The sequence below is a fragment of the Microbacterium proteolyticum genome, assembly GCF_030818075.1.
Classification (GTDB): Bacteria; Actinomycetota; Actinomycetes; order Actinomycetales; family Microbacteriaceae; genus Microbacterium; species Microbacterium proteolyticum_A.
Genome location: NZ_JAUSZZ010000001.1, coordinates 3,279,778 through 3,301,593, shown reverse-complemented (window position 1 = coordinate 3,301,593; position 21,816 = coordinate 3,279,778). Strand labels below are relative to the sequence as shown.

The window sequence follows — 21,816 nt, the reverse complement described above, 5'->3', positions numbered from 1 at the left end:
GGCTCCATCGGACGCGGCGGCAGCCCCCGCCGGCGGGGACGCGCGGCCCCGTTCCCATCCCGGCTCCGGGAGGGGCGATGGATGCCGTGACGGGCGACGACATCGTGGCGCGCGCGCACCACGCCGCACCCCTCGGCGTGTCCCCGGTGCCGCACCGCGCCGCCGGAGCATCCGACGAGCAGACCGGCGACCACCCCGCCGGGGAGCACGCGACCGGGGACCACCCCGCCGGGGATCACCCGACCGGGGCCCACGAGGCCGGGGATCACGCGACCGGCGACCACGCCACCGACGGCCACGGCGGACACGTGCACGAGGTGCAGGACGCACCCGGCGCGACGCCGCTGCTGACGCGGCTGCGGGTGTCGCTCGGCCTGGCCGTGCCGGTCGTCGCGCTCGGAATGATCCCGGCGTGGCAGTTCGCCGGCTGGCAGTGGGTGTCGCTCGTCCTCACGACGCCGATCGTGCTCTGGGGCGGGTGGCCCTTCCACCGTGCCACGCTGCGCAATGCGCGTCACGGCGCCGCGACCATGGACACCCTCATCACGCTCGGCACCTTCGCCGCGTACCTCTGGAGCGTGTGGGCGCTGGTGTTCGGCAGCGCCGGGCGGATCGGCATCCGGCACGACGTGATGCTCTTCGGCCCGGTGCACGACGCCACCTCGGTGGTGTATTTCGAGGTCGCCGCTGCGGTGACCGTGTTCCTTCTGCTGGGTCGCGTCATCGAGCAGCGCTCGACCCGTCGCGCCGGCGCGGCTTTGCGGGCGCTCCTGGATCTCGGTGCGCGCGAGGCCGAGCTGGCCGACGGCCGGCGCATCGACATCGATGACCTCGCCGTGGGCGACGTCTTCGTCGTGCGGCCGGGCGCCACCGTCGCCACCGACGGCGAGGTCATGGACGGCCGCGCCGCGGTCGACGAGAGCATGCTGACCGGTGAGTCCATGCCGATCGACGTCGGTCCGGGCTCGACGGTGACGGGCGGCACCATCGCCTCGGGTGGCCGGTTGGTCGTGCGTGCGACGGGGGTCGGCGAGCAGACGCGCCTTGCGCGCATCGCCCGTCTCGTCGAGGACGCTCAGCTCGGTAAGAGCCGGGCGCAGCGCCTCGCCGATCGCATCTCGGGCGTGTTCGTCCCCGTCGTGATCGTGCTCGCGGTCCTCACCCTCGTCGCGTGGATCGTGGCCGGGCAGCCCGTCGCGGCCGGTTTCACCGCGGCGGTCGCGGTGCTCATCATCGCCTGCCCGTGCGCCCTGGGTCTGGCGACGCCCATCGCCATCCTCGTCGGCACCGGCCGCGGCGCCCAGCTCGGCATCCTGGTCACGGGCCCCGCAGCCCTGGAGTCGGCCGAGCGCATCGACACGATCGTGCTCGACAAGACCGGTACCCTCACCGCCGGACGCATGAGCGTCGTCGCGGTCACCGTGGCCGAGGGGGAGGATGCCGACGAGGCGCTCCGGCGCATCGCGTCCGTCGAGCGCGGCTCAGAGCACCCCGTGGCGCACGCCATCGCCTGCGCCGCGGGGGAGGGTGCGGTCGCGAGCGACCTCGAGGCATTGCCCGGACGCGGGATCACCGGCGTCGTCGACGGCGTCCGCGTGTTCGCCGGGCGTCCCGCGCTCGCCGCGGACCTCGGCGCCGCGCTGCCCGACACGCTCGCAGCTGCCGTCGCCGACGGCGAGCAGCGCGGAACGGTGGTCGTCGCCGGGTGGACCGATGCCGGGGGCGCGATGCGCGTCCGCGCCGTGATCGAGGTCGCCGACACCGTCCGCCCCGAGAGCGCGGCGGCTGTCGCCGAGCTGCGCGGGATGGGCCTCGAGCCGGTGCTGCTCACCGGCGACAACGTCCACGTCGCCCGGACCGTCGCCGCCGAGCTCGGCATCGAACGAGTCGTCGCCGGCGTGCTGCCCGAGGGCAAGGTGTCCGAGATCGCGGCACTGAAGGGCGAGGGACGCACCGTGGCCATGGTCGGCGACGGAGTCAACGACGCCGCGGCCCTGGCATCCGCCGATCTGGGCATCGCGATGGGAGGGGGGACGGATGCCGCGCTGCACGCGAGCGACGTGGCTCTCATGCGCGACGACCCGCGCGGCATCGTGACCGCCGTTCGTCTGGGTCGGCGCACGATGCGGGTGATCCGCGGCAACCTCTTCTGGGCGTTCGCGTACAACGTCGCCGCTCTCCCGCTCGCGGCTCTCGGACTGCTGAACCCGATGCTCGCGGGCGCGGCCATGGCGTTCTCGAGCGTGTTCGTCGTGCTGAACAGCCTGCGGCTGCGCCGCGCCGTCTGATCCCGCGCGCGAGGTGTCGCGAGGCGTCGCGTGGCGGCGCCGCGCGAGATCAATTCCGGCGCCTCACGCGTATCGTCGGCGCGGACCGCTAGAATGAAGGGGATCCCGACTTCCGCTGTCTCGCGAGCCGTTCCGGCGTAGACGCGTCGCGGGTCGCCGACACCGCTTCTCCGGCGGCGGTTCGCGCGACGCATTCCGGGGTCACTGATCCACCGGCATTCGCCGGACGCTCCGGACTGTCATCCGGACGACACGCTCAGGAGGAGCATGCCGACCACGGCAACCGCCGCCCGTAGCTCGAACCAGCGGCGCAGAAAGACCACGTCATCCCGACGCGACGACGAAGCCCCCGTCATCCCGATCCTCGCCCGCAAGGTGCGCGAGGTCGAGGCGAAGGCGCAGCGCGGCAAGCTCGGGCCCACCAACCGCGTCAAGTTCCAGGTGATCGCCTTCCTCGTCCGCGAGGAGCGCGCCCGGGTCAAGGCCGACACCGAAATCACCGACGCCGCCCGCGCCGAGCTGCTGAAGCGTCTCGACGGCGTGGCGACGATCCTCGCGAAGACCGCCGCGCGCGACACCTCGCTCATCCAGCTGCTCGAGGTCGACCAGGCCACCTCGCCCGTCGCCCGCCGCATGCGCCGCGACTGGCTGCTGGAGTCCGGTGCCGAACTGCCGCCCGACGAGCTCATCATCACCGACAACACGCCCAAGATCGCCCCGGTCGTGCCGGCGGCGCTCGCCGAGAAGCAGGTCGTGCCGGCATCCATCGAGGCGCGCCAGATGGCCAACCCCTTCCTCGCGCCCGACCTCACGCCCCGCCAGACCGGCGACGCTCCCCGTCGCCGCCTCGACGGCTGGGAGCTCATGGGTCCGCTGTACAAGGCGTTCGAGACCGGCGCCGGCGGGTCGGCCGCCAGCATGGACCTGCCGCCCGTGCCCGAGTTCGATCGGCTCTCGCCGCGCGGGCTCGAGGTCATGCCGCACCAGTCGCGCTTCCTCGAGGCCGTCCGCCTGGGTCACCGCTCGTTCCTGCTGGCCGACGAGCCGGGCCTGGGCAAGACCGCGGAGTCGGTGCTGGCGGCATCCGTCGCCGACGCGTACCCGCTGCTGGTCGTGGTGCCCAACGTCGTGAAGATGAACTGGGCCCGCGAGGTGCAGCGCTGGACGCCGCAGCGCCGTGCCACCGTCATCTCCGGCGGCGGGGCCGACATCGACGCCTTCGCCGACGTGTTCATCGTCAACTACGAGATCCTCGACCGGCACCTGTCGTGGCTGTCGTCGATCGGCCTCAAGGGCGTCGTCGTCGACGAGGCGCACTTCATCAAGAACCTCACCTCGCAGCGGTCGCAGAACGTGCTGGCCCTGGCATCCCGCGTCCGCCAGCAGACGCGCGACCCGCTCCTGCTCGCCCTCACCGGTACCCCGCTGATCAACGATGTCGAGGACTTCGACGCGATCTGGCGCTTCCTCGGTTGGACGAACGGCGAGAAGCCGGGCCCCGAGCTCATGGAGAAGCTGGATGCCACGGGCCTGACCCCCGCCGACAAGGCGTTCTACCCCGAGGCGCGCGAGGCCGTCATCTCGATGGGCATCGTGCGGCGCAAGAAGAAGGACGTCGCCGCCGACCTGCCCGACAAGCTCGTCGCCGACCTGCCCGTCGAGCTCGACGACGAGTACGGCCGGTCCATCCGCCAGGCCGAGCGCGAGCTCGGCGCGCGGCTGGCCGCGAAGTACCGCCGCATCATCGAGGCGCGCGGGGACCGGGGCCTCGCCGCCGGGGAGATCGACGAGGACATCGTGCGCCTCGTCGCCCACGGCGAGCTGGAGGAGTCCAAGGCCGCGGGCTCGGGCAGCGAGAACGTCTTCACCATGGTCCGCCGCATCGGTCAGGCCAAGGCGCACCTCGCCGCCGACTACGCCGTGCAGCTGCAGCGCTCGGTCGGCAAGGTCGTGTTCTTCGCCAAGCACATCGACGTGATGGATGCCGCGGAGGCCCACTTCAAGGCATCCGGTCTCAAGGCCGTCTCGGTGCGCGGTGAGCAGACGTCCACCGCGCGACAGGCCGCGATCGACGCGTTCAACACCGACCCCGACGTCGGGATCGCGGTGTGTTCGCTCACCGCCGCCGGCGTCGGCCTCAACATGCAGGCCGCCTCCAACGTCGTGCTCGCCGAGCTGTCGTGGACCGCGGCCGAGCAGACGCAGGCGATCGACCGCGTGCACCGCATCGGCCAGGAGGAGCCCGTGACGGCGTGGCGCATCATCGCCGCGCACACGATCGACACGAAGATCGCCGAGCTCATCGACTCGAAGGAGGGCCTCGCGGCCCGCGCCCTCGACGGCCAGGCCATCGAGCCCGGCTCGAGCGACTCGGTGCAGCTGTCGGCGCTCATGCACCTGCTGCGTCAGGCGCTCGGCAAGGCCTGACCCGGCTCCTCGCGGACGCCCCGGTCGCTTCGGCGCCGGGGCGTTCGTGCGTCGCCGAGTGGACGCTCGGCTCGCTTCGGCGCCGGGGTGTTCGTGCGTCGCAGAGTGGACGCCCCGGTCGCTTCGGCGGGGGCGTTCGTGCGCATCCGTCCGGGCGCGAGGCGTACCTCGGCGCGGCCGGACGATGGTGGAGGCCCCCCGGCGGGCGTCGTCGCGAGAACAGGGAGTTCGACGAGAACAGGCCGATCTCGGCGGCGCACTCAAGTGGTCAGTGCAACACCCTGATTGAGGGGGTGGGCGGTGTTCAGTGTGTTGCGGAGTGTGAAGCGGGAGTTTTGGCGAGGTATCGCGGCGGGATTGTCGACGGCGGATGCGGCGGGGGCGGCGGGCGCGTCGCGGCAGGGTGCGGAGAGATGGTTTCGGGATGCTGGCGGTATGTCACCGTTGTCGTTGTCTGATCCCTCGGGTCGGTTTCTGACCCTTCTCGAGCGTGAGCAGATCGCTGTTGGAGTGGCGCGGGGCGAATCGATCCGTCAGATCGCTCGGGGCCTTGGCCGGCATCCCTCGACGGTGCTGCGGGAGTTGCGTCGCAATCGCGGCAATCTGCCGCGCTACCGGGCGAAACGCACGATGCGCCCGCCCACCCAGTCGGTGTTCTACTCACCCTCGACCGCGCAGGGCCGCGCGGATCGGCGCCTATCGCGCCCTAAGCCATCCAAGCTCGCTTCGCAGCTCTCGCTGCGGGTCGAGGTGCAGCGGCGGTTGAGGCTGGGACACTCCCCGCAGCAGATCAGCCGACGCCTGCGGGTGGACTTCCCGGATGATGAGAGCATGCGCATCTCGCACGAGGCGATCTACCGGTCCCTGTTCGTGCAGGGTCGCGGTGAGTTACGCAACGAGCTCACACGGGCGCTGCGCTCAGGCCGCACCACCCGCAAGCCCCGCGCCCGAACCCAACGTCAAGCGGCCGCAGCGGCCGGGCCAGGAAAGATCCCCGGGATGGTGATGATCTCCGACCGTCCCGCCGAAGCAGAAGATCGCGCCGTCCCCGGCCACTGGGAAGGGGACCTCATCATCGGCAAGGACGGTCTGTCACAGATTGGAACCCTGGTCGAACGCGCCACCCGGTTCGTGATCTTGCTGCACTTGCCCGCCCGCCGAGACGCCGAGACTGTCGCCGATCAGATGATCCAACAAATGCGGCGACTGCCCGACCTGCTGCGACGATCCATCACCTGGGACCAAGGCAAGGAGCTGTCCGCCCACGCCAGGATCACCGTCGAAGCCGACCTGCGCGACGGGGTCTTCTTCTGCGACCCGCACTCACCCTGGCAGCGCGGAACGAACGAGAACACAAACGGCCTGCTCCGGCAATACTTCCCCAAAGGCACCGACCTCTCCGGCTACACCGCCGACTACCTCGACTACGTCGCCACCCAACTCAACGACCGCCCCCGCATGACCCTCGACTGGGCCACCCCCACCGAAGCCCTTGAACGACTACTCTCAACCCCACCAGACAACGGTGTTGCACTGACCGCCTGAAACCGCCGGCCGAGACAGCCTGTTCTCGTCGCAACCTCCTGTGCCCGTCACGCCGGCGGGGCGGAACCGGCGCGGATCGCGGCATCCGGCGTGCTCATCTCGCCGAGTGTGGTGGTTGCCCATCGGCGTTCCTGCGTCCGGCGCGCTCGTCACGCTGTTCGGGGCAGAGCAGGGCGTCGGTGCTCCGGCATCCGGTGTGCTCGTCGCGCTGTTCGCGGTAGCGCGGGGCGTCGGTGATCCGGCGTCCGGTGTGCTCGTCACGCTGTTCGCGGCAGAGCAGGGCGTCGCTGATCCTGCATCCGGTGTGCTCGTCACGCCGTGCGCGGCGGGCCGTCGGCGGACATCGGCGTCGGGTCTCGGCATCCCTCGCCCCTTCGTCACCGTGTGGCACCGTTCCTGCCCGCGGCGATAAGGTCGAAGACGGCAACGGCGCCTTCTCCCTCCACCCGAACCACAGCGAGGACTCCAGCCAATGAAGATCGGCATCCTGACCAGCGGCGGCGACTGCCCCGGGCTCAACGCGGTCATCCGTGGGGTCGTGCTCAAGGGCACGACGAACTACGACATCGAGTTCGTCGGCATCCGTGACGGCTGGCGGGGCGTCGTCGACGGCGACTTCTTCCCCCTCACGCGTCACGAGGTGAAGGGGCTGTCCAAGGTCGGCGGCACGATCCTCGGCACCAGCCGCACGAACCCGTACGAGGGGGTGCGCGGTGGTGCCGAGAACATCTCGAAGACCATGTACGGGCATCGCCTCGACGGCATCCTGGCCATCGGCGGCGAGGGCACTCTTGCAGCGGCTGACCGCCTGTCGAAGGACGGCATCAACGTCATCGGCGTGCCGAAGACCATCGACAACGACCTGCGCGCCACCGACTACTCCTTCGGGTTCGACACGGCCGTCAACATCGCGACGGATGCCATGGACCGCCTGCGCACCACCGGTGACTCGCACCAGCGCTGCATGGTGGCCGAGGTCATGGGGCGTCACGTGGGATGGATCGCGCTGCACGCGGGTATCGCGGCGGGAGCGCACGTGATCTGCATCCCCGAGGTGCCGATGTCGATCGATGAGATCGTCGAGCAGGTCAGCCGCGCGCACGACCGCGGTCGTGCGCCGCTCGTCGTCGTCTCCGAGGGCTTCAAGCTCACCGGGATGGACGAGGCCTTCAGCGACAAGGGCCTCGACGCCTTCAACCGCCCGCGCCTGGGTGGCATCGGCGAGCAGCTCGCGCCCGAGATCGAGCGCCTGACCGGCATCGAGACCCGCGCCACGGTGCTGGGTCACATCCAGCGCGGCGGTTCGCCCTCGGCGTTCGACCGCGTGCTCGCGACGCGCCTCGGCCTGCACGCCGCCGACGCCCTGCAGGAGGGTGCCTGGGGGCAGATGGTCGCGATGCGCGGCACCGACATCGTGCGCGTGCCCTTCGCCGACGCCCTCGGCGAGCTCAACAGCGTGCCCCTCTACCGCTACGAAGAGGCCGCTGCCCTGTTCGGCTGAGTTTTGCCCGTCGACGCCCCGTCCCGATTCGCGCGGGGCGGGGCGTCGTGCTGTGTGCGGGGCAGGGCGTCGTGCTGTGTGCGGGGCAGGGCGTTCCCGTCGTGATCGTCCGCGACCCGTCGTGTCCCGATTTGTGCAGTTTTCGGAGCCGCAACCGGCACAAAGTGGGACATGCGAACGTTCATCCCCGCCAGCCCGCGCGGCGAAGCGCCTCGCGCACTTTCCGAACCGCTGGTTGGCCGTTCTCGCGCATGTGGTGGGCGAGGATGCGAACATGCTGCCAGCCGCAGGCACGGATCGCGTCCCATCGGTCGGCGTCTCGGGCGAACTGCCGCACGTCCTCGGCATGAACCCGGCCGTCGTACTCCGCGGCGATCCTCCAGTCGGGGTAGGCCAGGTCCAGCTCGGCAACGAAGGCGCCACGGGCGTCGCGCAGCACCCAGGAGATCTCCGGCGCGGGCAGGCCGTTGCGCGCGAGAACCAGTCGAAGGCGCGTTTCCGCAGGAGATCGGGGACCACGGCGGCTCTGCGCGAGGGCGCGCGCCAGCGCCCGACCGGCGGTATCACCCATCCGTTCGATCTCGGCTCGCAGCTCCTCCACCTCGACGCGTGGGTGTGCGTCCGTGAGAAGGAAGTCGGCTGCGGCGACGAGGTCGTCGATGCCCCACAACGTCGCGCATTGCCGCCAGGCTCGCACGGGATGCTCGACAGGCCACCCTTCCGAGGTGAATGAGACGGCGCGTTCCCGCGTCTGCAGCCGGTGGCCTCGGATGCCGCGGACTCGCGGCTCACGTTGGGGTCGGTGCGCTGATACGTGGATGCCGGGCACCCACGGATACGCGGGGAGGGGAGCGCCGAGCAACCCGAGCGCGGTCTCGTGGCTGAAGAACTGTCCCTCGCCCAGTCGCGGGGCGTACTCCGCCGCCCGGCCGAAGGTCGGTCAACGGCGGCCGGACAGCGAGGGAGCGCACGCCGGTGTACGGCACCCGCATGCCGACGCGGCGCAGGGCGAAGCGCGAGCGCCCCGTTGCCACGGCATCCCGGACGGAGAAGATCGGTGTGTGGTCGGACATCCCCCGAGGATGCCTGCGCCGCGCATGCGGTAGCGGCGGACGACCGAGATCTGTGGACGACGATCCTCGCGCCGGGGCCGGGGAGGAGCCGCCGCGGCCTCCGGCGCCGTCGGAGTCCATGTCCCACTTCGTGCGAAATCAAGGCCCTCTTCCCGCACCGAGTGGGACATGCGCGGGGGCTGCGCGAGGCTGCGGGCCGTGGATGTCCCACTTTGTGCAGACTCGAGGCCTTCAACTCGCACGAAGTGGGACACGGGTATGCCCCGCCGCACGAGGCGATAGGGATGCCCCGCCGCGCCAGGCGATAGGAACGCCCCGCCGCACGAGGCGACGGGGCGTTCCGCTGAGGGGCGCCGGGTAAGGCAGCGCCGGCCGGCGTGTCAGTCGGCGAGGCCGAGCACGTCGAGCAGCCACGCGATCTCGAACGCGCGCTCGCGCCAGGCGTTGTAGCGACCGCTCACGCCGCCGTGGCCGGCCACCATCTCGCACTTCAGCAGCGCGTCGGCGCCGACCTCGCGCAGCCGGGCGACCCACTTCGCCGGCTCCACGTAGAGCACGCGGGTGTCGTTGAGCGAGGTGACCGCCAGGATGCGGGGGTATTCGACCCCCTCGCGCACGTTCTCGTAGGGCGTGTACGACTTCATGTACGCGTACACGTCGGCGTCGTGCAGCGGGTCGCCCCACTCGTCCCACTCGATCACCGTGAGCGGCAGCGACGGGTCGAGGATCGTGGTCAGTGCGTCGACGAACGGCACGTCGGCGAGGATGCCGGCGAACAGCTCGGGCGCGAGGTTGGCGATCGCGCCCATGAGCAGACCGCCTGCGCTGCCGCCCTCGGCGACGATGCGGTCGGGAGAGGTGTATCCCTCGGACACGAGGTGACGAGCCGCGGCGACGAAGTCGGTGAAGGTGTTGCGCTTGGCGAGCAGCTTGCCGTCCTCGTACCACTGCCGCCCCATCTCGCCGCCCCCGCGCACGTGGGCCACCGCGAAGACGACGCCGCGGTCGAGCAGCGACAGACGCGGTACCGAGAAGCCCGGCTCGATCGAGTGCTCGTACGAGCCGTAGCCGTAGAGGTGCACGGGGCGCGGCGACGAGCCCGGCTCACCGAACGAGCGCTTCCACACCAGCGACACCGGCACCTGCGTGCCGTCGTCGGCGGGGGCCCATACCCGCGCCTGGCCGTAATCGGCGGGGTCGAAGCCGCCGAGCACGGGCTGACGCTTGCGCAGCAGCAGCTCGCCGGTGTCGACGACGTAGTCGTACACGGTGCCGGGGGTCACGAAGGAGCCGTAGCCCAGACGGAGGACCGGGGGAGCCCACTCGGGGTTGCCGCCGGTGCCGACGCTGTACAGCGGTTCGTCGAACGCGATCTCGGTCACCGCGCCGTCGGCATACGCCATCATGCCGAGGCGGGCGAGGCCGTCGCGACGGTACCCGACCACACCCCAGTCGCGGAACGTGTCGATCCCGAGCAGACGGTGGCCGGGACGGTGGGCGATGACCGTCTCGCGCGCCCCCTGGGGATCGGATGCCGATACCCGCACCAACTCGAAATCGAGGGCGCCGTCGTTGTGGAGGACGTACAGCACGTCTTCGCCGTCGACGACGGCGTGCGACGACGAATACTCCACGCCCTCCCGGCGCGGCCAGACCACCCGCGGCGTGCCCCGCAGGTCGTCGGCGTCGATCAGCCACTCCTCGCTGGTGATGGAGGATCCCATCTCGATGACGAGGAAACGATCGCTGCGGGTGAAGTCGGCGCCCACCCAGTACCGGTCGTCGGGCTCGTGGAACAGCTTCGCGTCGGTGTCGACGGGGGTGCCGATCTCGTGCAGCCACACGGTGTCGGGGCGCCAGGCGTCGTCGACGGTCGTGTACACGATGAAGCGTCCGTCGGGGGAGAACGTCGCGCCCGAGAACGTGCCGGTGATCTCGTCGGGGAAGGTCTCGCCGGTGGTCAGGTCGCGCACGCGCACCGTGTAGCGCTCGTCGCCGGCGACATCGATGCCGTACAGCATGCGTGTGCCGTCGTTCGAGATCTCGAAGCTCCCGAGGGAGAAGAAGTCGGTGCCCTCGGCCTCGACGTTGCCGTCGAAGAGCACCTGCTCGCCCGGCACGGGACGATCGGGCGAGAGGGTCGGCGGGTTCCAGTCGTCGGGGGAGTCGAGCGGGGCGCGGCACTGGATGCCGTACTGCGCGCCCGCGACCGTGCGGCCGTAGTACCACCAATCGCCGCGGCGGCTCGGCACCGACAGGTCGGTTTCGAGGGTGCGGCCCTTGATCTCGCCGAAGACGGTGTCGCGCAGCGGAGTCAGATGGGCGGTGCGTGCCCCGGTGTAGGCGTTCTCGGCCTCGAGGTGCGCGGTGACCTCGGCGTCGTCTTTCGCGCGGAGCCATTCGTACGGGTCGTCGAAGGTGTCATCATGGTGCGAGCGCGGGACGGGTCGACGGGCGGCGACGGGCGGAACGGGCGAGGCGTCGATATCGGTCACCCCTCCACGGTAGTCGGCTCGACCCGGCGGGAGACCGGGTACGCCGAGCACGGACGACCTCCGGATGCCGCCGGCCCGGCGTACCGGTTTGACCGCCGTCGCCGCCGGTGACAGGATGTCCACGCGACCTCGGTGAACGAGTGTCGAACTCCAGGTGAACTCTTCGTTCGTCGCGCCGATCCCGTCGGCATCCCTTCTTCCTCCTCACGGAAAGCGAACGGTGGAGAGCGCAGCCCTCATCATCGTGCTGGTCATCGCGCTGGCACTCTTCTTCGATTTCACCAACGGTTTCCACGACACCGCGAATGCGATGGCCACGCCCATCGCCACCGGTGCGCTGAAGCCCAAGGTGGCCGTCCTGCTCGCCGCCTGCCTCAATCTGGTCGGCGCCTTCTTGTCGACCGAGGTCGCCAAGACGATCTCGGGCGGCATGATCCGCGAAGACCAACTGAGTCCCGACATCTTCCCGCCGATCATCTTCGCCGGACTCATCGGCGCGATCACGTGGAACATGCTCACGTGGCTGCTGGGGCTGCCGTCGAGCTCGTCGCACGCGCTGTTCGGCGGCCTGATCGGGGCGACGCTCGTCGGTGTCGGTGCCTCCGCCATCGACGCGGGCGTCGTGCTGAGCAAGGTCATCCTGCCGGCGCTCATCGCGCCCCTCACGGCGGGCATCATCGCCTTCACGGTCACGAAGATCGCGTACGGCGTCACCCGCCGGTACGACATGAAGGCCGACGGACGAGACGGCTTCCGCTGGGGCCAGATCTTCACGTCGTCGCTGGTCGCCCTCGCCCACGGCACGAACGACGCGCAGAAGACCATGGGCGTCATCACCCTCGCCCTCATCACGGTGGGGTGGCAGTCGACGTCGGAGCCCGACCCGCAGCTCTGGGTGGTCTTCGCCTGCGCCATCACCATCGCGCTGGGCACGTACATGGGCGGCTGGCGCATCATCCGCACCCTGGGCAAGGGGCTGACCGACGTCAAGCCGGCGCAGGGGTTCTCCGCCGAGACGTCCACGGCGGCGACGATCCTGGCATCCAGTGCTCTCGGCTTCGCGCTCTCGACGACACAGGTGGCGTCGGGCTCGGTCATCGGTTCGGGGCTCGGCCGCCGCGGATCGACCGTCCGCTGGAACACCGTCGGCCGCATCATGATCGGCTGGGTGCTGACCCTCCCCGCCGCCGGTGCGGTCGGGGCGGCCGCCGCGCTGATCGTCGTCTGGCTGGGCGGCTGGGGTGTCGCCGTCGACGCGGTGATCGCCGTCGTCGTCATCCTGGGGCTGTTCCTGCGTTCGCGACGCGACGAGGTCACGTCGGCGAACGCGATGAGCGAGGTCGCCGACTCCGGCGCCGCGGTCAAGGTGCCGCGCAAGCCCGGACCCACGCGCCGCCAGCGGCGGGAGCGCGAGAAGGCCGGGAAGGACGCCTGATGGTCATCAACTGGGAGGCCTTCCTCCATGTCTTCGTCGCCGCCCTGCTCGGGGCCTCGGTCGTGGTGACGTTCTACGCGCTGGGCCTGCGCCTGCTCGTGCGCGGGGGGCGCCCGCCGCTGGTGGCTCCGGCGGAGTTCACGGATGCCATCACCGTGCTCACCGACAAGCAGAAGCGCCGTCACGAGAAGGCGGTCGCGAAGGCCGCGGCGAAGAACCCGCTGAGCGACGGGCAGAAGCGCCTGTCGCTGCTGGGTGCGTACGCGTGCTTCGTCGTGTGCGCGGCGGCCGTCCTCGGGGCGCTGCTGCTGATCCTGTTCAACCACTGAGGGCGTCCTCCGCTGCTGTCAGACGTGCGCGAGGGGTCGTCCGGGTGAGCACCGCCCACACGGCGAGCCCGGCGATCAACGCCCAGAACGCGCTCCCGACGCCGCCGACGACGATTCCGGATGCCGTGACGGCGAGCGTGATGAGGGCGGCGGTCTGCGTGGCGGGCGGGCCCGCGAGGGTCGCGGTCAGGGCCGTGACGACGGACGGCAGCAGCGCGACGGCCGCGAGAGCGGCGATCATGGGTGCCGGGAGGGCGGTGTAGGCGCCGACGAGCGTCGACGCGAACGCGCCGGCGACGAGGTTCGCCAGTCCGCACGCCACGCCCGCGATGTAGCGGCGCGCGGGGTCGGGGTGACAGGTGGGCCCGGTGCAGATGCCCGCGGTGATCGCGGCGAGGTTGATGGCGTGCCCGCCGAAGGGCGTCAGCGTCGCCGAGACGAGCGAGACGCCGCCCACGAGGACGCGATCATTCGGGGTGTAGCCCGAGGTGCGCAGCACGGTGAGTCCGGGGGCGTTCTGTGCGGCCATGGTGATCAGCAGGAGTGGCAGCCCGATCGACAGGAGGGCCTCCGGGTCGAAGGTGGGTATCGTCAGCGCCGGCGCGGTGAGCTGCAGATCGAGCGCGACACGCTCTCCGGCGCCGGTCGCGATGGTCGCGCATACGCCGACGGCGAGAGCGATGACGACGGCGTATCGCTCGAGGAATCTCTTCGCGACGATGAAGGCGACCACGACCGCTCCCGCGACGGCCGGGGCTGTCACGACGGCGGAGCTGCCCGAGATGACGAACGGCAGCAGGATCCCCGCGAGCAGCGCCGAGGTGAGGGAGCCGGGGATGAGGGCCAGCAGGCGGCCGAACCATCCGGTGAAGCCGAGGATGCATGCGCAGACGCTCGATACCAGGAACGCGCCCACGGCATCCGAGAACGAGAATCCGCCGATCGCGGCGATCAGCAGAGCTGCGCCCGGTGTGGACCACGCCACGATGATCGGCATGCGGGTCAGCAGGCTGAGCATCAGGCCGCTGAGGCCGCTGCCGACGGCGATCGCCCAGACCCACGACGCGGTGTGGGCCTCGTCGAGGTGCGCGGCCCGGGTGGCTTGCAGCACGACCGCGAAGGGGCCCGCGAAGGAGACCAGGGCGGCCACGAGCCCGGCGACCGTCGCGGTCACGGACCAGGAGCGATGTAACGGTACGGGTCGAAGAGGTGTAACGCTATCATTATCTGTCATGGAAAACGATAGCAGGGTCGCGGTCGTGGTCGCCCATCTGGAACGGCTGATCGAGCGGGGTGCGCCGGGCGACGCGCTTCCCTCCACGCGGGCGTTGTGCCGGGAGCTGTCGACCAGCCCGGTGACCGTCGGTCGCGCCGTCGCGGCCCTGGCTGCGCGGGGCAGAGTGCGCAGCGAGCCGGGGCGGGGCGTCTTCATCGCGGCCGGACCGCGCACCGAGGCGGCCTCCACCGGCTGGCAGTCTCTCGCGCTCGCTCCCTCCCGCGTCGACGGCGCGGCCGTCCGCTTTCTCGATCCCGTCGGAGTGCTCGCCGACACGGTCCCGCTCTCCAGCGGCTACCTCGGTGCCGATCTGCATCCCCGCGCGGCTCTGCAGGCCGCCGCCTCGCGCAGCATCCGTCGTGGCAGCGTCTGGGAGCCGGCACCCGCTGCCGGCCTCAGCGCCTTGCGCGCGGTCTTCGCCCACCAGGCGACCGTCGACGAGAGCGAGGTCCTCGTCACGAACGGCTCGCAGTCGGCCATCGCCCTCATCGCGCAGGCCGTCGGCGCGCCGGGAGACGCCGTGATCGTGGAGAGCCCGACCTACCCCGGGGCCCTCGCCGCGCTGCGGGCCGCGGGCCTGCGCCCGATTCCGGTCCCCACCGATGCCCGCGGCGTCGACCCGGGCGACATGGATGCCGCGTTCGCGCGCACCGGTGCGCGTCTGGCGTACCTGCAGAGCGCCGTGAACAACCCCACGGGCCTGTCATTGCATCCGGAACGACGACGGCCCCTGCTGGAGGTCGCGCGCCGGCATCGCGCGCTCGTCATCGACGACGACTGGGCGCGCCACATCCGCCTCGACGCGCCCGTGCCCCCGCCGCTCATCGCCGACGACGTCCACGGGCACGTCATCCACATCTCCTCGCTGGCCAAGCCCGTCGCGCCGAGTCTGCGGGTCGGCTTCCTCGCCGCGCGGGGACCGGTCCTGGCACGGCTGCACACCGCGGTCGTCACGAACCAGCTGTTCGTCGCCCGCCCCCTGCAAGAGATCGCTCTCGAGTTCCTCACCTCCGCGGACTGGCCGCGTCACACCGGTCGTCTCAGCCGCGCCCTCGTCGCCCGACGAGATGCCCTGCTCGCGCAGGTGCGGCGCGTGTGGCCCGACGGCGATGTCACCCCGCCGCGCGCCGGCTTCCACCTGTGGCTGAGGTGTCCCCGGGGCGTCGAGCCGGGGCCGCTCGCCCGAGACGCGCAGCGCGCCGGGATCACGATCGGCGACGGCGATGCCTACTTCGCCGGCGAGCCCGCCGACGCCCGCATTCGCCTCAGCTTCAGCGCCACCTCGGAGCGACAGGCGGCCGACGCCCTCGTCACCCTCGCGACGGTGCGGGACAGCGTCGCGGTGCACTGAGGCGGCCGGCGATGTCGGACCCTCCTCCTAGGCTGAGGTCATGGCATCCGTGCAGTTCGGTCAGCACGCGCCCGCCGCGCGCGTGATCCTCCACCTCAGCGACACGCACCTGCTCGGCGGCGATCGCCTGCTCGGCGATCGCTACGACACGGCGCGTCACCTGCGCCGCACGCTGGATGCCGCGGAGGCGACGGGCGTGAGGCCGGATGCCGTGGTGTTCACCGGCGACCTCACCGACCTCGGCGAACCCGAGGCCTACCGCGCCCTGCGCGACGCCGTCGAGCCCTGGGCCGCGCGTCTCGGGGCCCCGGTGGTCTGGGTCGCGGGCAACCACGACGAACGGCCCGCCCTGCGGGAGGGCCTGCTCGACGCCGAGCCGACGCAGGAGCCCGTCACCGGCGTCTGGGACCTCGGCGGGCTCCGCCTCATCGCGCTCGACTCCACGGTGCCGGGGTGGCATCACGGTGATCTCGATGACGCCCAGCGGGAGTGGCTCCGCGCCGAACTCGCCGAGCCCGCCCCGCTCGGGACGATCCTGGCGCTGCACCACCCCCCGCTTCCCACGCACATCCCGTTCTTCGACATCCTCGAGCTCCGCGACCAGTCCGCACTGGCCGACGTCGTGCGGGGGAGCGACGTGCGGGCCATCCTCGCCGGTCACCTGCACTACTCCACCTCGGGCACGTTCGCCGGGGTCCCGGTGAGCGTCGCGGCGGCATCCTGCTACACGATGGATCTCGCCCGTCCCGCCGAGGAGGTCAACGGGATGGATGCCGGGCGCTCGTTCCACCTCGTGCACGTGTGGGACGACACGATCACGCACGCCGTCGTTCCCGTGGTCGACGCCGAGACGTCGGGATACTTCACCGCTGAATGGACGGCGCGGATGGCCGCGCTGAGCCCGCAGGAGCGACTCGACGCGTTCTCACGCAAGCGGTGAGAGCGAGCACGGACGCGCTGAGCGCGCACGCGCGGAGCACGGACGCGCTGCGCACGCAAGCGACGCACGGGACGGTACCGATGCGTCAGGAGGCCGTCGTGTCCAGTCCCCGCCGGAACGCCGGTCGTTAGGCTCGAATCATCCCTGCTCGCCGTGACACCCACGAGGACGTACCCATGGCTTTGGACGCGTTGCCCCGCACCCGTATCGAGAACGACTCCCTGGGATCCCTCGAGATCCCCGCCGACGCGTACTGGGGCATCCACACCGCTCGCGCGCTGGAGAACTTCCCGATCGCCAAGCGCCCCATCTCGGTCTATCCCGACCTCGTGCGGGGTCTCGCGATGGTCAAGCAGGCCTCGGCGCGCGCGAACGCCGAGATCGGCGTGCTCGACCCGGCCAAGGCCGACCTCATCGACCGCGCGGCCCAGCGCGTCATCGACGGCGAGTTCCACGACGAGTTCACGGTCGGTGTCATCCAGGGCGGGGCCGGCACCTCGACGAACATGAACGCCAACGAGGTCATCACCAACATCGCCCTCGAGATGGCGGGCCGCGAGAAGGGCGACTACGCCTTCCTGTCGCCGATCGACGACACCAACCGCAGCCAGTCCACCAACGACGTGTACCCCACCGCGATCAAGATCGGCCTGTCGCTGACGCTGCAGAGCCTGCTCGAGGAGCTCGCGCTGCTGCGGCAGTCGTTCTTGGCGAAGGCGGAGGAGTTCCACGACGTCCTCAAGGTCGGACGCACGCAGCTTCAGGATGCCGTTCCCATGACCCTGGGGCAGGAGTTCCACGGCTTCGCGACGACCCTCGGCGAGGACTACAACCGTCTCACCGAGAACGCGTACCTGATGTACGAGATCAACATGGGCGCCACGGCGATCGGCACGGGGATCACCGCTCACGCCGGCTACGGGGGTGCCGTGCTCCGGCATCTGCGTGCCATCACGGGTCTGGACCTCGAGACCGCGAGCGATCTCGTCGAGTCCACGAGCGACACCGGCGCGTTCATGTCGTTCTCGTCGTCGCTCAAGCGCAACGCGGTCAAGCTCTCGAAGATCTGCAACGACCTGCGCCTGCTCTCCAGCGGTCCGCAGGCGGGGCTCGGCGAGATCAACCTCCCGGCGCGGCAGGCGGGGTCGAGCATCATGCCTGGCAAGGTGAATCCGGTGATCCCCGAGGTCGTGAACCAGGTGGCCTTCTCGGTCGTCGGCGCCGACATGACCGTGACGATGGCGGTCGAGGGCGGGCAGCTCCAGCTCAACGCCTTCGAGCCGGTCATCGCGCATTCGATCTACCAGTCGATCACCTGGATGCGCCAGGCGATGTGGACCCTCCGCGTCAACTGCGTCGACGGCATCACCGCGAACCGGGAACGGCTGGGGGCCATGGTGGGTTCGTCCGTCGGCGTCGTCACGGCGCTCACACCCTTCATCGGCTACGCCGCGGCGGCGGCCCTCGCCAAGACGGCGCTGCTGACGCACCGCAACGTCGCCGACCTCGTCGTGGAGGCGGGCCTCATGACGCGCGACGAGGTCACGAAGCAGATCTCGCCCGCGCGGCTCTCGGGCCTGCAGACCGTCACGGCGGCGATCCCCGTCATCCGTTCCGCCGACAGCGTCGTCGAGGAGTGACACCCGGATCCGACGGGCCGGGATGACGCGTTCCGGCCCGTCGGCAAGGGGCGCCGTGTCGATGGAGGATGCGGCACAGCGCCGTCGGTTCGCCGCTGCACAGGCGCCGTGTCAGTCGAGGATGCGGCAGTGGGTCGTCAGTTCGCCGATGCCGTCGATGCCGACGGTGACGGTGGAACGGTCGCGCAAGAAGATCTGCGGGTCGCGCGAGTAGCCGGCCCCGCCGGGGCTGCCGGTCGAGATGAGGGTGCCGGGCAGCAGCGTCACCGACTCCGACAGCTTGTGGATGAGCGTCGCCACCGATCGCACCATCTGGCCGGTGCTGGCATCCTGCACGGTGTGTCCGTCGACGACGGTCCAGATGTGCAGGTCTTGCGGGTCGGGGATCTCGTCGGCCGTGACGACGAACGGCCCCGTCGGGGTGAAGCCGTCGAAGGACTTGCAGCGCGACCACTGCGCCTCGGAGAACTGGATGTTGCGGGCCGTGATGTCGTTCACGACGGTGTAACCCCACACGTGCTGCAGGGCGTCGGACTCGGCGATATCGCGACCGGGACGACCGATGATCACGCCGAGCTCGGCCTCATAATCGACGGCCTCGCTGAGTGCCCGCGGCCACGATGTGGTCGCCTCGTGCGCAGTGAGGGAGTTCGGCCAGAGCACGAAGACCGTCGGGCCGGCATCGGTCTTGAGCCCGAGTTCGCCGGAGTGGGCGGCGTAGTTCAGGCCCACCGCGAGGATCGACGGGGGAGTGAGGACGGCGGACGCGAACCGGATGCCGGAGAGGGGATGCCGCGGTGCCGAGGCCGCGGCCTCACGGACGCGGTCGAGCAGAGCGTCGCCGCCGGCGATCAGCTGCTCGAGCGTGGCGGGGGCGCCGTCGAAGAGCTCGTCGACGACGACGTACTCCTCGCCGTGGACCGACACGAGACGGGGGGCTTCGGCCCCTTCCGAGGACTGGACGTGGGCGAAGCGCATACGTCCACGCTACCCGGAGGCGCGCCGTGGCGGAGGCTCGCAACCCCCGGATGCCGGGCCGCAGGCCCCGCCTAGGCTGTGCGCATGAGCTCACCCTCGCCGTTCTCCCGACTCGGATCGGGCGAAGCCACCCGCATCGCCACCGCGCCGCAGGCGGCCGCCTCCGCCGCCCCACCGCGGTCGCGACGGGGCGGGGTGGCGCTGTGGGTCGTCGCGGTGCTGCTCGTCCCCCTGCTGGCGCTTCTGGTGCGGTACTTCACGGGGTTCCTGGGAACGGCGGCGTCGTTCATCGGACTCCTCCTGGCGGCGATCCCGTTCGTCATCGTGTGGTTCGCGGTGCGCGCTATCGACCGCTGGGAGCCCGAGCCGCGTCGACTGCTTGTCTTCGCCGTGGCGTGGGGAGCCATCGCGTCGATCGTCATCGCGCTCGGCGTCGATCTGGTGGTGACGCTGGTGACGGGAGGCGTTCCCCCCGCGCTCAGCGCGGTCGTGCAGGCGCCGATCGTCGAGGAGCTCGCCAAGGGCCTCGGCGTGCTCCTCATCTTCGCGTTCGCGCGACGGGCCTTCGATGGGCCGGTCGACGGCATCGTGTACGGCGCCCTTATCGGGGCGGGGTTCGCCCTCACCGAGAACGTGCAGTACTTCGCCATCAGCTACCTCGAGGGCGGACCCGCCCAGGTGGCGAGCACCTTCTTCCTCCGCGCGGTGCTGTCGCCGTTCGCGCACGTGATGTTCACGTGCCTGACGGGCTTCGCCTTCGGCCTCGCGGCCCGGCGGGGCCTGGGCGCGGGGGCGGCGCTGCGGTACGGCATCCCGGGGGTGATCGGCGCGATCGTCCTGCACGCGTTGTGGAACGGCTCGGCCACGTTCTTCGACTTCTTCGAGCTGTACGCGGCGCTTCAGGTGCCGCTGTTCCTGCTGTTCATCCTCGGCATCCTGGCCCTCCGTCGCGAGGAGACGCGTCTGACCCGCGCGCGACTGGGCGAGTACGCGGCTGCGGGGTGGTTCACCCCGCAGGAGGTCGACATGCTCGCGACGGGCCCCGGTCGCCGCTCGGCGGTGGCGTGGTCGCGCACGCTTCCGGGAGACCGGTCGACGGTGATGAAAACCTTCATCACGGATGCCACGGCGCTCGCCGCCGCCCGGCAGCGCTCGCTGTCGGGACGCGATCCGCACGCACCGGCCACGGAGCGGTATCTGCTGGAGCGGACGATGGCGGCTCGCGCGGCCCTGCTGGGACCTTGAGGAGCGAGTCGCCTCGCGGAGGGTCTTGACAGCCCGCGAGCGTGAGAGCACCATCGATGTAGGCCAACTCAGCGCCCGGGAGACACGCAGGCATCGCCGCGGCACCGGGCGCTGAGTCTTTGTCCAGGGGCTTGCCGGTCGGTTCGGGCGTGCTTGGATGGAGACATGACTGATCGCACCAAGCCGGAGTTCGACGCTCCCACCGGCCCCGCCCCCTCCGACCTCGTCATCCGCGACATCATCGTCGGCGACGGTGACGAGGCCAAGCCCGGCGACACGGTCACCGTGCACTACGCCGGTGTCGAGTACGAGTCGGGCGAGGAGTTCGACTCGTCGTGGGGCCGGGGTGAGAGCATCCAGTTCCCCCTCCGCGGCCTCATCCAGGGCTGGCAGGACGGCATCCCGGGCATGAAGGTCGGCGGACGCCGTGAACTCGTCATCCCGCCGCACCTGGCCTACGGTCCCGCCGGTGGTCACTTCCTCGGCGGCAAGACCCTCATCTTCATCATCGATCTGCTCAAGGTCGGCTGAGTTCCGTACACCTGACGACGACGAACCCGAGGGGGCTCCGGCACCCTCGGGTTCGTCGTTTTCCTCGTTCGTGGAATACATTCGTATGAATGGGAGTTTGGCCTTCCCAGGACGCCGACACGGCTCCCCAGACCTCAAGGAGTGACATGACCGACACCACCGCCCTCGACATCCCCGGTTACAAGGCGGGCACCTGGGTTCTCGACCCCGCCCACAGCGAGGTCACCTTCACCGTGCGCCACATGATGATCTCCAAGGTGCGCGGCACCTTCGGCATGAAGAGCGCCACCCTCGTCGCGCCGGAGAACCCGCTCGAGGCGACCGTCGAGGCCTCCGTCGACGTCACCTCGGTCGACACCAAGGATGAGGGTCGTGACCAGCACCTGCGTTCGGCCGAGTTCTTCGACGTCGAGACCTACCCCACGATGGACTTCCGCTCCACCGGTGTCCGCATCGAGGACGGCGACTTCCTCGTCGACGGCGAGCTCACCATCCGCGGCGTCAGCAAGCCCGCCACCTTCTCGATCGACTTCGGCGGCTTCGGCACCGACCCGTGGGGCAACTACAAGGCCGGCGCGACCGCCAAGACGGTCATCAACCGCGAAGACTACGGCCTGACCTGGAACGCCGCGCTCGAGACCGGTGGTGTGCTCGTCGGCAAGGACGTCACCATCGAGCTCGACCTGCAGTTCGCCCACCAGGCGTGACCTCGCCGCAGCTCACGCTGCGGTGATCATCCCCCCGAAGGTCCCGGATGCCACG

General features: G+C 70.6%; 17 protein-coding genes. 13 read left to right on the top strand and 4 right to left on the bottom strand.

The annotated features are described in order from the left end of the window. Window positions 1-77 precede the first annotated feature (77 nt). The 5 genes from QE392_RS15370 (at window position 78) to QE392_RS15350 (ending at window position 7,761) form a co-directional block, all read left to right on the top strand. Window positions 78-2,288 carry a copper-translocating P-type ATPase gene (locus tag QE392_RS15370; RefSeq protein ID WP_307453279.1) on the top strand — a complete coding sequence of 737 codons (2,211 nt, stop codon included), beginning with the start codon at window positions 78-80 and terminating at the stop codon, window positions 2,286-2,288. 267 nt (window positions 2,289-2,555) lie between these two features. Continuing rightward, complete coding sequence (locus QE392_RS15365) at window positions 2,556-4,715, top strand: DEAD/DEAH box helicase (RefSeq protein ID WP_307453277.1); 2,160 nt, start codon at window positions 2,556-2,558, stop codon at window positions 4,713-4,715. Window positions 4,716-5,000: 285 nt separating this feature from the next. Further along, window positions 5,001-6,260 (top strand): IS30 family transposase, encoded by a 1,260-nt coding sequence (locus QE392_RS15360; protein WP_444875307.1) that lies wholly within the window; start codon window positions 5,001-5,003, stop codon window positions 6,258-6,260. 106 nt (window positions 6,261-6,366) lie between these two features. Continuing rightward, window positions 6,367-6,672 (top strand): hypothetical protein, encoded by a 306-nt coding sequence (locus QE392_RS15355; RefSeq protein ID WP_307453274.1) that lies wholly within the window; start codon window positions 6,367-6,369, stop codon window positions 6,670-6,672. A 60-nt stretch (window positions 6,673-6,732) separates the two neighbouring features. Next, window positions 6,733-7,761 (top strand): 6-phosphofructokinase, encoded by a 1,029-nt coding sequence (locus QE392_RS15350; protein ID WP_307453272.1) that lies wholly within the window; start codon window positions 6,733-6,735, stop codon window positions 7,759-7,761. A gap of 181 nt (window positions 7,762-7,942) precedes the next feature. Here the strand turns inward: QE392_RS15350 and QE392_RS15345 are convergent, their stop codons facing one another. Together QE392_RS15345 and QE392_RS15340 are read right to left on the bottom strand one after the other, a co-directional pair. Then, the gene (locus QE392_RS15345) at window positions 7,943-8,431 is read right to left on the bottom strand and encodes a hypothetical protein (RefSeq protein ID WP_307453270.1); all 489 of its coding nucleotides are present in this window, start codon (window positions 8,429-8,431) and stop codon (window positions 7,943-7,945) included. Between the two features lie 783 nt (window positions 8,432-9,214). Continuing rightward, the gene (locus QE392_RS15340; RefSeq protein ID WP_307453268.1) at window positions 9,215-11,329 is read right to left on the bottom strand and encodes a S9 family peptidase; all 2,115 of its coding nucleotides are present in this window, start codon (window positions 11,327-11,329) and stop codon (window positions 9,215-9,217) included. A 220-nt stretch (window positions 11,330-11,549) separates the two neighbouring features. On the opposite strand from QE392_RS15340, the gene QE392_RS15335 reads away from it, so the two are divergent. Further along, on the top strand, window positions 11,550-12,764 hold the full coding sequence (locus QE392_RS15335) for an inorganic phosphate transporter (RefSeq protein WP_307453266.1): 1,215 nt from the start codon (window positions 11,550-11,552) through the stop codon (window positions 12,762-12,764). Further along, a complete protein-coding gene (locus QE392_RS15330; RefSeq protein ID WP_307453264.1) occupies window positions 12,764-13,093 on the top strand; it encodes a peptidase in 330 nt (109 codons plus the stop codon). Before QE392_RS15335 ends, QE392_RS15330 begins: the two co-directional genes overlap by 1 nt. Here the strand turns inward: QE392_RS15330 and QE392_RS15325 are convergent. Continuing rightward, complete coding sequence (locus QE392_RS15325; protein ID WP_307453262.1) at window positions 13,083-14,267, bottom strand: benzoate/H(+) symporter BenE family transporter; 1,185 nt, start codon at window positions 14,265-14,267, stop codon at window positions 13,083-13,085. The genes QE392_RS15330 and QE392_RS15325 overlap by 11 nt on opposite strands. Window positions 14,268-14,325: 58 nt before the next feature. Here QE392_RS15325 and QE392_RS15320 point away from each other — a divergent pair, with 58 nt between their 5' ends. The 3 genes from QE392_RS15320 (at window position 14,326) to QE392_RS15310 (ending at window position 18,300) form a co-directional block, all read left to right on the top strand. Continuing rightward, entirely contained in the window at window positions 14,326-15,720 is a 1,395-nt protein-coding gene (locus QE392_RS15320) for an aminotransferase-like domain-containing protein (protein WP_307453258.1), read from the top strand. A gap of 40 nt (window positions 15,721-15,760) precedes the next feature. Further along, a complete protein-coding gene (locus QE392_RS15315; RefSeq protein ID WP_307453257.1) occupies window positions 15,761-16,660 on the top strand; it encodes a phosphodiesterase in 900 nt (299 codons plus the stop codon). A gap of 176 nt (window positions 16,661-16,836) precedes the next feature. After that, on the top strand, window positions 16,837-18,300 hold the full coding sequence (locus QE392_RS15310; RefSeq protein ID WP_307453254.1) for an aspartate ammonia-lyase: 1,464 nt from the start codon (window positions 16,837-16,839) through the stop codon (window positions 18,298-18,300). Window positions 18,301-18,411: 111 nt separating this feature from the next. Here the strand turns inward: QE392_RS15310 and QE392_RS15305 are convergent, their stop codons facing one another. Beyond that, window positions 18,412-19,278, bottom strand: coding sequence for a fumarylacetoacetate hydrolase family protein (locus tag QE392_RS15305; RefSeq protein ID WP_307453252.1), 867 nt, complete (start codon window positions 19,276-19,278; stop codon window positions 18,412-18,414). 84 nt (window positions 19,279-19,362) lie between these two features. On the opposite strand from QE392_RS15305, the gene QE392_RS15300 reads away from it, so the two are divergent. From QE392_RS15300 to QE392_RS15290, 3 genes are all read left to right on the top strand, one after another. Continuing rightward, the gene (locus QE392_RS15300) at window positions 19,363-20,523 is read left to right on the top strand and encodes a PrsW family intramembrane metalloprotease (protein WP_307453250.1); all 1,161 of its coding nucleotides are present in this window, start codon (window positions 19,363-19,365) and stop codon (window positions 20,521-20,523) included. Window positions 20,524-20,688: 165 nt separating this feature from the next. Further along, window positions 20,689-21,054 carry an FKBP-type peptidyl-prolyl cis-trans isomerase gene (locus tag QE392_RS15295; protein ID WP_077050208.1) on the top strand — a complete coding sequence of 122 codons (366 nt, stop codon included), beginning with the start codon at window positions 20,689-20,691 and terminating at the stop codon, window positions 21,052-21,054. A gap of 146 nt (window positions 21,055-21,200) precedes the next feature. Next, window positions 21,201-21,761, top strand: a complete 561-nt coding sequence (locus tag QE392_RS15290) for a YceI family protein (RefSeq protein ID WP_307453248.1) — start codon at window positions 21,201-21,203, stop codon at window positions 21,759-21,761. Window positions 21,762-21,816: the final 55 nt, after the last annotated feature.